Here is a 12727-nt window from a genome sequence, read left to right on the forward strand (position 1 = left end):
TGAATACAAACTATTGTTGTATATGCTGCGATAAATCTGGTACTGTTTAAATGTGGAGCCTGTTAATTAATCGTTAATTTGACCTGAAATCATAAACAATTTTTGATATTGCGAGCTGTACAATCTTTCAACATTTTATCCTGATGGAAAATATCTTTCAAAAATTAACAAGCACAAACCAGAAAATTCTGGTTATTTCTTTGTCGATCGCTCTGGTTTTTCTTAGCCTGAGTATTTTCATTTTAACAGTGAGCAAATCCTTTGCTTCTTCACAGCCAAACCCGGACAAAAGACCAAAAATAGGTTTAGGAGTTCATGGGTCATATGTTTATTATTTTGGAGAAGATGAAAAGCTGTATCGTATGCCGGTCAACAGGGCTATTGATTAGTTGTAAAAAACTTCTGTCAGTTGGTTTCGATATCAAAGTGAATCTGTAATTTATCCACAGAGGCCAATCCTGATGAAAATTCAAGATTTTTATTCTCGATTACGGAGATTATTAAGGTTATATCTGGGAACAGCTATCTTGTTTCAAACACATATTTTAAGACGATCTTAAGAATTATTTAAGATCGATTATAGGCTCGTACCTTTTATTTTGCAGCGACAGTTGGTATCAAACTGTTAGATTTACATTTGTCGCGAAAAATTTTAAAAGTAAACTTTATGAGAATCCTGATCATAGAAGATGAAATCGGAATACTGAATTTTCTAAAACAGGGTTTGGAAGAGGAATCTTATGCCGTGGATACGGCGTCGGAAGGAAGAATAGGGCTGGATATGGCGCTAACAGGCGAGTATGATCTTTTATTGATAGACTGGATGCTGCCTGGTAAAAGCGGCGTGGAGATTTGCCGTGAATTCAGAAAACATTTTGCAAAAACGCCTGTCATATTTCTTACTGCCCGCGATACTGTGCAGGATACTATTTTTGGATTACAATCCGGCGCGAACGATTATATTAAAAAGCCATTCAGCTTCGAGGAGCTTTTAGAAAGAATTAAGGTACAACTGCGCCCCGCAACCGGGGAACAAGCCGAGTTTACCTTAGGCCCTATCCGTATTGATACCCAGTCGCATCAGGTTTTCAGGGAAAATGAAGAAATAAAACTAACGCAAAAAGAGTTCGGACTTTTGGAGTTTTTGCTGAGAAACAAGGGAAAAGTTTGCCGCCGGACAAGAATTATTGAAAGTGTCTGGGACATACATTTTGAGTACAACACCGGCGTTATTGACGTATATATCAATTCACTCAGAAAGAAACTCAAACTTGCCAAAGAAGAAGACTACATTCAGACCATTCGGGGTATAGGCTATATTGCAAAAGAAATCTGAACCCTAAAAAGATGACTACTTCTTTCAAAAATAAGATTGCCTTCAACTTCACGTTAAGTACAGCGCTTTTGGTAACGTTGATATTTTTTGTGATTTATCATATTGTAAGTCTTACCGTTTTTCGAGGTTTGGAAAAGGATATCACATTCCAGGCTGACAAGCATTTTTATGAGGTGGGTGTGAAAAACGGCGTTCCTTTCATTGCTGACAAGGAAGAGTGGTTTGAAAGGGAACATCGTGAGCTGGAAGTTAATCCGGTATTCGTAGAGATAACGGATAAATCCGGAGCGGTTATTGAGAAATCACCAAACCTGAAACAGGATTTTTTAACGGCTGATTTATCTCAAAAAAATAAGGAAATTTTTCAGACAAAACTGAAAGGACGCGCCATTGCCCAGATTCAGGTCGAATTGCAAGAAAATGAAAAATTGGCGGGATATCTTATCGTTGCGATCCCGATCAATGAATCTGAAAAAGTTTTGGATAATCTTAGAGTTGTGTTGCTGACTGCCTTTCCGATCGTTTTATTGGTGCTCTTTTTTGTAACAAGATTGATTGCAGGTAAAAGTATACAACCGGTACTGAGCGTGATCAATACAGCAAGTAAAATTACCAATGAAAATCTGAGCGCGCGTGTTCCAATTCCATCAGGAAAAGATGAACTGAACAGGCTCGTTGTTACCATTAATGATCTGATGGACCGGATCGAAAGTGCTGTTGAACGCGAGAAACAGTTTACTTCCGATGCATCGCATGAACTACGAACGCCGCTGGCAGTCATCAAAGGAACATTGGAAGTTTTAATCCGTAAGCCAAGGTCCGCAGAAGAATATATCGACAAAGTTGCTTTGGCGATCAGGGAAATTGACAGGATAAGTTATCTGGTGGATCAGTTGTTGCTGTTAGCCCGTTTTGAAAGCCAGAAAAAAGCCATGGATCATCAGCAGGTTGATCTTTCTGAGTTGACTGAATCTATTTTGCAGAGACAAGAGCAGCAGATTATTGAAAAAGCACTTTCCATAAATCTTGAAAGTGATAAGCAAACTAACGTATATACTGATCCGTATATGATTGATATTGTCATAGAGAACCTGATTTCGAACGCCGTTAAATACTCTTTAAAAAACGAAAATATTACTATCTTAATCAGAAAAAACGAGAACCGGGTATCCTACATAATTATTGACAAGGGCATAGGAATTTCACCGGAGGAGATAGAGAAAATCCAGGAACCGTTCTACCGATCTAATCCTTTACAGCACCCTGAAATTAAAGGAAATGGACTGGGACTTTCTATTGTAAAGAGAATGTGCCAGCTGCTGGAAATAGAATTTAATATAACCAGTCAGCCAGGACAGGGCACCTCGGCAGAGTTGATCTTTTAAGATGATAGTGCTTCTAAAATCAATTATAAGAAAGTATCAGTAACTACTATTGCCGATAATTTGATTCCGTTTCATAAAATCTTAAGCCAACCTTAAGATAATCTTCAGGAAACGCTAAGGCAGCCAGGTCTACATTTGAGATGTCATTCAGACTATCATTTAATTATGTAAGATTATGGACCACACAAAGAATGCCGAAAATATTAATCGCCACGAATTTTTAAGAAAATTAGGTTTTGCCGGGTCGGCTTTGGCTGCGGTATATTTTGCGGGAAATCTTCAATCCTGTACCAATGAACGCGTCAGTCCTGTGCCTACAAACCTGACGGTGGACTTAACTGCATCTGAAAATGCTGCATTGAAAAATAATGGCGGTTATGTAGTCAAAGAGGGTGTTGTGATTGCTAAAAGTAATACCACCGAATACATTGCCGCCACGCTTACATGCAGCCACGAAGGAAAAAACCAGATCATGTACCAAACAGATCATTTTTACTGCCCTGCTCACGGAGCAAAATACGATAACACCGGAAAAGGGCTGAATAGTGAAGGAAAAAAGGGGATTCGGGTATATACAACAAGTCTGACCGGAAATATTCTAACCATCACAGCCTGACATAACATGAGAATGAAAATACGTTTAGCCATTGCAATGGTCATGATGAGTTCATGGGCTTATGCGCAGGAGGATTTGTTAAAACAGCTGGATCAGGTTCAGGATTCGGCGACGGTGTATAGCGCGGCAACTTTCAAAGGAACGCGGATTATCAACGGACATTCGGTAGAGACGGTCGGCAAAAATAACATGGATTTTATCATTTCTCACCGTTTCGGCGCGGTTAATTCCGGAGCCAATAATTTCTTCGGTCTTGACGAATCGCAGATAAGGCTGGCTTTGGAATATGGGCTTAGCGATCGTCTGATGATCGGAATCGGCAGAAGCAGTTACCAGAAAACCATTGACGTTTTCGCCAAATATCGTTTGCTCAGACAGTCATCGGGCTTTAAAAACATGCCTGTTTCGATTACACTTTTTGCCAGCGACGCCCATAATGCTAGTACCTCTTCAACTGAACTTCCATTTTATACTATTGTTCAGCGGCAGACTTACACTTTTAAGGCTCTAATTGCCAGGAAGTTCAGCGAGAAACTGTCACTCCAGTTAACACCGACGATTGTACACAGAAATTTAGCAGAAAATCAGATCGATGCAAATAATCTGTATGCGCTGGGCTTGGGCGGACGCTATAAACTGACGAAACGGACGTCATTCAATGTTGAGTACTGGTACACGCCGAAAAACTTTGCCGGGACAGTTCAACGGGACCCGCGCTTCACCAATACGCTATCACTAGGTTTTGATATAGAAACGGGTGGCCACGTGTTCCAGCTTCACCTGACAAATTCAAGAGGAATGATTGAAAAACAGTTCATTGGACAAACAACGGGAAAATGGAACAACGGCGATATTTTCTACGGCTTTAACGTGGCCAGGACTTTCAGTTTTGACAAAAGTAAAAAACGCAAATCCAGTGGATACTAAAACATTTAAAGTGATGCTGGTGCTGATGATCAGCCAGCTTATTGCCATTACCTGTTATGGACAACTGTATATGACCAAAACGGGCGAGACCAGTTTTTTCTCCGAAACGCCGCTCGAAAATATTGCTGCGGTTAATAAGCAGGTCTTGGTTATACTCAATTCTGCGAACGGAGAAATTGCGATTAAAATGCAGCAGCGCAGTTTTCATTTTCCGAATAAACTCATGGAAGAACACTTCAATGAAAATTATATGGAAACCGAAAAATATCCGGCGGCAGTGTTTACCGGAAAAATCAAGGAACCGGTAGATTATAGTAAAGACGGAAATTACGCTGTTCATGCGGACGGGATTATGGACATGCATGGTGTAAAACAGAACCAAAGTATCAAAGGGCAGATGGTTATCAGTGGCGGACAAATCACGTTGACTTCTGATTTTGATGTAAAACTGGCGGACCATAAAATCGAGGTGCCAACCCTGGTGATCGCCAAGATCTCTGAATCAATTGCTGTTAAAAATAAGTTTGTGTTGGTTCCTAAAAAGAGCTGATATGATCACAATATTCCGGCTCAGCGTCAAATCATATCGTTATGCTAAATAAAATTATTGGGTTTGCAGTAAATAACAAGCTTATCATCGGACTGCTCGTCGTGGCCCTGATCGGTTATGGAAGTTATGAGCTCACACGTCTCCCGATAGATGCCGTGCCCGATATTACCAATAACCAGGTGCAGGTCATTACGATTGCACCTTCTTTCGGCGCAACGGATATCGAAAGATTGGTTACTTTTCCAATTGAACAGGCCAATAATAATATTTCGGGTTTGAAAGAAATCCGGAGTTTTTCAAGGTTCGGATTATCACTGGTAACCATCGTTTTTGACGACGATGTCGATGTATACTGGGCCAGACAGCAGGTTTCCGAGCGGCTTTTGAAAGTGCAGAATGAAATTCCAAAGGGAATCGGCACGCCTGAGCTGGGGCCTATCAGTACCGGACTGGGTGAAATTTATCAGTATGTGGTTCGTCCCAAAGAAGGTTACGAACACCGATACAACGCCACAGATCTGCGCACGATTCAGGACTGGATTGTCCGCCGTCAGCTGCTTGGCGTAAAAGGCGTTGCAGAAGTCAGCAGTTTTGGCGGAAAGTTGAAGCAATATTCTATCGAAATCGACCCTCAGAAACTTCTGTCATACGGCATCACCATCAATGATGTTTTCACCGCATTAGAAATTAACAACCAGAATACGGGTGGAGCTTACATTGAAAAAGGCCCGACGGTGCTATACATCCGGAGCGAAGGTTTGGTAGAAAATCTGGAAGACATCAAAAATATCGCTGTTAAATCCCTGGCCGATGGTCAGCCTTTGTTTATCCGCGACGTTGCCGATGTAAAAACGAGTTTCGCTACCCGATATGGCGCCATGACCTACAACGACAAAGGGGAAGTTTCGGGTGCCGTGGTGATGATGCTCAAAGGCGCAAACAGCAGTGAGGTGATCAAAAACGTCAAAGAACGTGTGGCCCAGATCCAAAAAACGCTGCCAGAAGGTGTAGTGATCGAACCTTTTCTGGATCGGACGAAAATGGTCAACAATGCCATTGGAACAGTTGGAAAAAATTTGCTGGAAGGCGCGCTTATCGTGGTTTTTGTGCTCGTGCTGTTTCTGGGAAATTTTAGGGCAGGGTTGCTGGTGGCGTCGGTAATTCCGCTCGCGATGCTTTTTGCGGTCATTATGATGAATACTTTTGGCGTGAGCGGTAACCTGATGAGCCTCGGCGCGCTTGATTTTGGATTGATCGTGGATGGCGCAGTGATCATTGTCGAGGCGGTCATGCACCAGATCACACACAATAAAAAGTTTGCCGGCCTCACGCGCCTGACCCAGCAGCAGATGGATGGAGAGGTGAATGAGTCCGCCGACCGGATGATGAACAGTGCCGATTTCGGCCAGGTCATCATCCTGATCGTGTATCTGCCCATTTTCACTTTACAGGGTATTGAAGGAAAGATGTTTAAACCAATGGCACAAACCGTTGCGTTTGCTTTGTTGGGCGCATTCATATTGTCGCTGACCTACATACCGATGATGAGTGCTGTGTTTCTGAGCAAAAAGATCAAGACAAAACCCGGCTTTTCGGACCGGATTATGGACAAGCTGGCAAAGAAATACCGCCATGCGCTTGAACGGGTAATCCGTTATCCCAAAATGATCCTGACATCCGTGCTGATCCTTTTCGCATCTGCTGTATACCTGCTTACCACGCTGGGTGGAGAATTTATTCCGGCTTTGGAAGAAGGCGATTTTGCTGTAGACACCCGCGTGCTGACTGGAAGCAGCCTGACCACCACAATAGAAAATACGACGAAAGCGGCGCATATTCTTAAAACCCAATTTCCGGAGGTTTTAAAAGTGGTTACCAAAATAGGCAGCGGTGAAGTCCCGACGGATCCGATGCCAATGGAAGCCAGTGATATGATGGTCATTTTAAAAGACAAAAAAGACTGGACGTCGGCGAAAACTTTTCCTGAACTTTCTGAAAAAATGGGTGAGGCGTTAAAAGAAGTACCGGGTATCACAGCCGGGTTTCAGTTTCCCGTGCAGATGCGTTTTAATGAGCTGATGACTGGCGCACGTCAGGATGTGGTATGTAAGATTTTTGGTGAAAACCTGGATACACTGGCGCTTTATGCCAGGAAACTTGGCGTTATGGTGAATCAGGTCGAGGGTACGAAAAATTTATATGTCGAGGCTGTTGCCGGTATGCCACAAATCACGATCCGTTACAACCGCAACGCACTGGCGCAATACGGACTGGATATTTCTGCTGTCAATAAAACGGTAAACACCGCGCTGGCTGGACAAAGTACCGGTATGGTTTTCGAAGGCGAAAAGCGGTTTGAACTCGTGGTCCGGCTTAGCGGCGAACGCAAGAAAAACCTGGAAGATATCCGCAACCTGCTGGTAGCCGCGCCGAACGGGACACAGATTCCACTCTATCAACTTGCGGAGGTAATCATTCAGGATGGACCGAACCAGATCCAACGCGAGGATGCTAAAAGAAGAATCGTTATCGGATTTAATATTGGCGGAAGGGATGTGCAAACCATTGTAAATGAGCTGCAAACGAAGGTAAACCAAAACCTGAAACTTCCGGCGGGGTACTACGTAACTTACGGAGGTTCTTTCGAAAACCTGAATGCTGCCAAACAGCGGCTGATGATTGCCGTGCCGGTTTCGTTGCTGCTTATTTTCGTCCTTTTGTTTTTTGCTTTCAATTCGGTGAAAGACGGGCTGCTGATTTACTCAGCCATTCCGCTTTCTGCCATTGGCGGGATATTTTTTCTGGCACTGCGTGGTATGCCGTTCAGTATCAGTGCCGGAATTGGTTTTATCGCGCTTTTTGGTGTGGCCGTTTTAAACGGAATTGTGCTGGTAGCCGAATTTAACCGGATCAGAAAAGAAAAACAGAAGGACATCAGGGAGGCCGTTCTGGAAGGGACCCAACACCGGCTCAGGCCTGTGCTGATGACGGCTTTTGTGGCGTCGCTTGGGTTTTTCCCGATGGCGATCAGTTCCGGCGCAGGTGCCGAAGTGCAGCGGCCATTGGCTACGGTGGTCATCGGCGGACTTTTGGTCGCAACCTTTCTCACGCTTTTTGTCCTTCCGGTACTGTACTTGTTTTTTGAAAATGGATTTAAGTTTAAAATGAATGGTAAAGCGAAAATCGTTTCCTTATTAATTCCGGCTATTATTTTTTCTAATAATTCAACTGGTTTTTCTCAGAATAAAATGGATCTGAAAACAGCTCAGGAGATGGCGTTGGCGAATAATCGAAATCTCAAAACGGAAAAACTCAGGACAGAATACCAGAAAGCACTTGTAAAAACGGCAGTTGTTTTACCGCAAACGGGTTTCCAGATCGAAGCCGGGCAGATCAACAGTTTTTACACCGACACGCGTCTTAACATTTCGCAATCATTCAGTTTACCTGTTGTTTACGCAAAACAAAAAACACTTCTGCAACGTGAACTTTCGGGAAGTGTTTTAAATGTAGCGGTGAGAGAAAATGAACTGCGCAGAAATGTTGCGCAGGTTTATTATATGTTTTTATACCAAAAGAAAAAGGAAGCATTGCTGATCTCACTAGACAGTCTGTATACCGGATTTTACCGAAGGGCTCAGGAGCGGTTTGATAAGGGCGAAAGTGATGTTCTCGAAAAAACAACCATCGAAACCCAGCTGGCAGATATCAACATGCAAAGGCAGCAGCTGGAATCCGATTTGAATTTGTCCAGATTACAATTTCAATTGTTATTAAATTCATCGGATAATCCCGAGCCGCATCCGGCTGGAAACCGTTATAATTCAGTATCAGTTTTTGATTCGGTAAATCTTGACAACCACCCCCAAATGCGATTGCTCATGCAACAGCAACAGATCGCAGTTGCCGGTATTGATGTGGAAAAATCTAAACTTTTGCCGCAGCTGAATATTGGCTACAACAACATGAGCATGCGTGGCACGGGTGCGGACGACAAGAATTATGGTAGCGCTCAACGATTTCAGTCCGCACAAATTGGATTGGGAATTCCGATTTTTGCAGGTGCGCAAAAGGCAAGGGTCAATGCTGCCCGGATCAATGAAGGAATCAGCCGTCAGACTTATCAGGCGGGGGCACAAGCGTTGAGATTACAATATTTGTCGGCCTTGGCAGAATACCGTAAATTTCTGACAGCAGTCCAATATTATGAAACGACCGGACTAAATAACGCCGCATTGATCACCACGACGGCCAATCAGCAACTGTCGGGCGGTAGCATCAATTACCTGCAATGGGTACAGCTGATCAACCATGCCAGTGCAATACGAAGCCTGTACCTGGACGCCCTGATGAACCTGAACAGCAAAGCCATTGATCTTGATTATTACCTCCAAAATTAAACCTGCCATGACCAAATATTTGATATATAGCCTACTTTTTTGCCTGTTTTTGGCTTGTTCGAAAAAGGCAGAAAATGAACCAGCAACGACCGAAAATAAGACAACGTCGAATGTGGCATCACTGAGTGAAAAGCAAATTCAGAATGCGGGGATTAAAACGGCCGTGCCGGAAAAAAGACAGGTTTCTTCGGTTTTGAAACTCAATGGGAAAATTGATGTGCCACCGCAAAACCTGGTGTCAATCAGTGTGCCGCTGGGTGGCTATTTGAAAACGACCAGACTGTTGCCGGGCACGCGGGTGAAAAAAGGGGAGGTGCTGGCGGTGATGGAAGACCAGCAATATATCCAGTTGCAGCAGGATTACCTGACGTGCAGGGCCAGGGTCGATTACCTCGAAAGTGATTATTTGCGCCAGAAAGATTTAAACAAAAGCAAATCGAGCAGTGATAAAATCTTCCAGCAGGCGGAATCCGAATTCCGCAGCCAGCAGGTGATGATGAAATCCTTGCAGGAAAAACTGAAACTGGCAGGCATCAATCCGGATAAGCTGACGAAGGAAAACATATCCAGAAGTGTCAGTATTCATTCGCCTATCAACGGTTATGTATCCAAAGTGAATGTCAATATTGGCCGGTATGTTTCTCCTACGGAAGTACTTTTTGAACTGATCAATCCTACCGACATACATCTCGCGCTTAAAGTTTTTGAAAAGGATCTGGATAAAATAAAAATTGGTCAGCAGATTCTGGCTTATACCAACAATGCGTCGGACAAAAAATACCAGTGCGAAATTATTCTGATCAGTAAGGATTTATCATCGGAACGGACCGCAGAATTGCATGCGCATTTTGAAAATTATGAGCCGGGACTGCTTGCCGGCATGTTCATGAACGCCGACATCCAACTCGACACCCGTTCGGTGCTCGTACTGCCTGATGATGCCATTGTTACTTATGAAAATAAACAGTATATTTTTATTCCAAAGAGGACGGGCAAGTTTGAAATGAAAGCAGTGCAGACAGGTACTTCGGAAAACGGATTTACAGAGATTATTTCAAAGGAAAAAATTGAAAATCAGCCATGTGTGGTCAATGGCGCGTATTCACTTTTGATGTCGTTGAAGAATAAATCGGAAGAGTAGTTTTTGTAAAAAGCCAAACCCAAACCTTCACTTAGTGAAACAACCATGGTCAGTCTAAAAAACATTCAAACGGAAATTGATGCAGGTTTTCTTTACGGAATTCTTGCCAAAAACGAGGCTGACGAAAATGTGGCGAGTGTGTTCAGGCAAATGAGTGAAATAGAACATGGCCATGCGCTGGCATTTATGGCAAAAAATGGATTGCATTTGTCGCAATTACCGGGCCCTTCTGCCAGAGCAAAAATCCTGAATACAATCGGTAAAGTTTTTGGTTACGATTATATTCTGGGGGTGCTTCTGGATACAGAAAAAAGCATAGCTTCGTCGGTAGCCAACGCAAGAAATAAGAACAGATCTGCCAGCTCTATCTCGGATACGGCACATGTGTCGATATTAAAAAACATACTGGAGAATAACCCCAAGGTCGCCGGATCGGCCCTGACCAGATTTGAAAAACGACACCGGTCGGTGGGAGGTAACGCTCTACGCGCAGCGGTACTTGGAGGAAACGACGGCCTGGTTTCGAATTTTAGTTTGGTGATGGGTATAGCGGGTGCTGCCATCGGGCAAAAGGAAATACTGCTTACCGGGATGGCAGGTCTGCTGGCAGGAGCGTTGTCCATGGCTTTGGGCGAATGGATTTCAGTGAAAAGCTCGCAGGAACTCAGTGAAAATCAGATGCAGCTGGAAATGGATGAACTGGAAACGAATCCGGAAGGAGAGGAAAGAGAAATTGCGCTCATTTATCAGGCCAAAGGAATTCCGGCGGAGCAAGCCCGGAAAATGGCCAGTGAGATCATGTTGAATAAGGACAACACAATGGCCATACTGATCAAGGAAGAACTGGGCATCAACGTGGAGGATTTGAAAGGCTCAGCTATGGAAGCGGCTATTACTTCATATTTGTTGTTCTCTGTGGGTGCCATTATTCCTGTATCTCCATTTTTCTTCCTGAGCGGAACACAGGCGATTCTGGCTAGTACCGTTTTTAGTGCATTTGGTTTATTTTTAATCGGTGCAGCCATTACCTTATTTACCGGGAAAAGTGTGTGGTATTCAGGTTTCCGGCAAGTGCTTTTTGGACTTGCAGCCGCTGCGATTACGTTTGGAATCGGCAAATTAATAGGTGTTTCAGTGGCCGGTTAACTCTTTTCAATTTTTCACCATAAAACTCCCTGATCATGTTCAAAAAAATCGCACTCGGTTTACTTATCATTTTGTTAATCATTCAGTTTATCAAACCCGAAAAAAATCTTTCAGACGACCAGTCGCATAATATGGCACTGAAATATCCGGTTTCCGGTGAAGTAAAGCAACTTTTGAGGGTGGCTTGCGATGATTGTCACAGTAACAAAACGGCGTATCCATGGTACGTTAACATTCAGCCGGTCGCCTGGTTTCTGGATAATCATGTGCAGGAGGGGAAAGGTGAATTAAACTTCTCTACGTTTACCAAACTTCCTATCGCTGTTCAAAACCACAAATTTGATGAAATCATTGAAGTTGTAGAAGAAAAGGAAATGCCGCTGGAATCGTATACTTTTTTTGGACTGCATAAAGAAGCAAATCTGACTGATCAGCAGCGGGAGGTACTGGTAACCTGGGCAAAACAGCAAATGATGACTTTGAAGAATGAATATCCGGCTGATAGTCTCAAAATGAAGAAAAGGACGACGACAAATTAGAGAATCCGGGATTTTTGAATTTTACATTTTAAGACATTCTTTTGAAACGATTTTATATACTCTTTTTCTGTCCACTAAATTGTTTCGGTTTCTGGTTTTTGTCGGCAAGTTCCACAATTTCAGATATTCGTTTTTCTCTCGTTTCCACTCTTTTGGCAAGTACCAGCCATTGCAAAATATTTCGCTTATCTGACCTGCTCAAACCTGAAAAATATTGTTTTGCATTGGGCCTTTTTTCAAGTTCTTCATCAAGGTCAGCAGGAATGATAAGTGCTTCTGCTTCGTCTAAGATCGTCCAGGAGCCGTTTTTTTTAGCTTTTTCTATTGTTTCAAAACCAGCTTTCGTCATAAGATTATCCTTTATTAGACGCTCAATTTTATTCTTATTTACTTTTGACCAAACGCTTTTTTCTTTCCTTCTGGTAAAAAACTGCATAAATCTTTCATCGTCAAGCGGTTTTGCTTTACTGTCTATCCAGCCAAAACAAAGTGCCTCGTCGACAGCTTCGCTGTATAATACGGAAGGTTGATTTGATTTTTTCTTGTAATATATAAGCCAGACAGCCTGTTTTTCATCATGGTTTTCTTGAAGCCATTCACGCCATTCCTCTCTGCTTTTCGGGCAAAAAGTTGGAGTTTCATCTTCTGTTTTACCTTTTTGTTTTTGCATCGTAACAAGGGATAAGT

Annotated in this window: 11 protein-coding genes; 10 read left to right on the plus strand and 1 reads right to left on the minus strand. The window is 43.0% G+C overall.

The genetic code is table 11. The features are described 5' to 3' along the window. The first annotated feature begins 143 nt into the window (after positions 1-143). The 10 genes from L0657_RS08470 (at position 144) to L0657_RS08515 (ending at position 12040) form a co-directional block, all read left to right on the plus strand. Positions 144-389, plus strand: coding sequence for a hypothetical protein (locus tag L0657_RS08470; RefSeq protein ID WP_235150151.1), 246 nt, complete (start codon positions 144-146; stop codon positions 387-389). Positions 390-667: 278 nt separating this feature from the next. Beyond that, positions 668-1336: a response regulator transcription factor gene (locus L0657_RS08475; RefSeq protein ID WP_235150152.1), complete on the plus strand. Its 669-nt coding sequence runs from the start codon at positions 668-670 to the stop codon at positions 1334-1336. 11 nt (positions 1337-1347) lie between these two features. Beyond that, a complete protein-coding gene (locus L0657_RS08480) occupies positions 1348-2721 on the plus strand; it encodes a HAMP domain-containing sensor histidine kinase (RefSeq protein ID WP_235150153.1) in 1374 nt (457 codons plus the stop codon). Between the two features lie 175 nt (positions 2722-2896). Continuing rightward, on the plus strand, positions 2897-3337 hold the full coding sequence (locus tag L0657_RS08485) for a Rieske 2Fe-2S domain-containing protein (RefSeq protein WP_235150154.1): 441 nt from the start codon (positions 2897-2899) through the stop codon (positions 3335-3337). A 12-nt stretch (positions 3338-3349) separates the two neighbouring features. Next, positions 3350-4264, plus strand: coding sequence for a DUF5777 family beta-barrel protein (locus L0657_RS08490; RefSeq protein WP_235150155.1), 915 nt, complete (start codon positions 3350-3352; stop codon positions 4262-4264). Then, a complete protein-coding gene (locus L0657_RS08495; RefSeq protein WP_235150156.1) occupies positions 4254-4814 on the plus strand; it encodes a YceI family protein in 561 nt (186 codons plus the stop codon). Before L0657_RS08490 ends, L0657_RS08495 begins: the two co-directional genes overlap by 11 nt. 41 nt (positions 4815-4855) lie before the next feature. Beyond that, entirely contained in the window at positions 4856-9214 is a 4359-nt protein-coding gene (locus tag L0657_RS08500) for a CusA/CzcA family heavy metal efflux RND transporter (protein ID WP_235150157.1), read from the plus strand. 7 nt (positions 9215-9221) lie between these two features. Then, positions 9222-10355, plus strand: a complete 1134-nt coding sequence (locus L0657_RS08505) for an efflux RND transporter periplasmic adaptor subunit (protein WP_235150158.1) — start codon at positions 9222-9224, stop codon at positions 10353-10355. Between the two features lie 45 nt (positions 10356-10400). Further along, on the plus strand, positions 10401-11501 hold the full coding sequence (locus tag L0657_RS08510; protein WP_235150159.1) for a VIT1/CCC1 transporter family protein: 1101 nt from the start codon (positions 10401-10403) through the stop codon (positions 11499-11501). 35 nt (positions 11502-11536) lie between these two features. After that, positions 11537-12040 (plus strand): heme-binding domain-containing protein, encoded by a 504-nt coding sequence (locus L0657_RS08515; protein ID WP_235150160.1) that lies wholly within the window; start codon positions 11537-11539, stop codon positions 12038-12040. A gap of 52 nt (positions 12041-12092) precedes the next feature. Here the strand turns inward: L0657_RS08515 and L0657_RS08520 are convergent, their stop codons facing one another. After that, positions 12093-12710 carry a YdeI family protein gene (locus L0657_RS08520; protein ID WP_235150161.1) on the minus strand — a complete coding sequence of 206 codons (618 nt, stop codon included), beginning with the start codon at positions 12708-12710 and terminating at the stop codon, positions 12093-12095. Positions 12711-12727 lie beyond the last annotated feature (17 nt).

The sequence above is a fragment of the Dyadobacter sp. CY345 genome (assembly GCF_021502725.1).
GTDB lineage: Bacteria > Bacteroidota > Bacteroidia > Cytophagales > Spirosomataceae > Dyadobacter.

Excerpts from the sequence above, each read along its gene's own strand:
- L0657_RS08500 (WP_235150157.1), top strand. The coding sequence starts at position 4,856 with ATGCTAAATAAAATTATTGGGTTTGCAGTAAATAACAAGCTTATCATC.
- L0657_RS08480 (WP_235150153.1), top strand. The coding sequence starts at position 1,348 with ATGACTACTTCTTTCAAAAATAAGATTGCCTTCAACTTCACGTTAAGT.
- L0657_RS08510 (WP_235150159.1), top strand. The coding sequence starts at position 10,401 with ATGGTCAGTCTAAAAAACATTCAAACGGAAATTGATGCAGGTTTTCTT.
- L0657_RS08505 (WP_235150158.1), top strand. The coding sequence starts at position 9,222 with ATGACCAAATATTTGATATATAGCCTACTTTTTTGCCTGTTTTTGGCT.
- L0657_RS08490 (WP_235150155.1), top strand. The coding sequence starts at position 3,350 with ATGAAAATACGTTTAGCCATTGCAATGGTCATGATGAGTTCATGGGCT.
- L0657_RS08485 (WP_235150154.1), top strand. The coding sequence starts at position 2,897 with ATGGACCACACAAAGAATGCCGAAAATATTAATCGCCACGAATTTTTA.
- L0657_RS08475 (WP_235150152.1), top strand. The coding sequence starts at position 668 with ATGAGAATCCTGATCATAGAAGATGAAATCGGAATACTGAATTTTCTA.
- L0657_RS08520 (WP_235150161.1), bottom strand. The coding sequence starts at position 12,710 with ATGCAAAAACAAAAAGGTAAAACAGAAGATGAAACTCCAACTTTTTGC.
- L0657_RS08470 (WP_235150151.1), top strand. The coding sequence starts at position 144 with ATGGAAAATATCTTTCAAAAATTAACAAGCACAAACCAGAAAATTCTG.
- L0657_RS08515 (WP_235150160.1), top strand. The coding sequence starts at position 11,537 with ATGTTCAAAAAAATCGCACTCGGTTTACTTATCATTTTGTTAATCATT.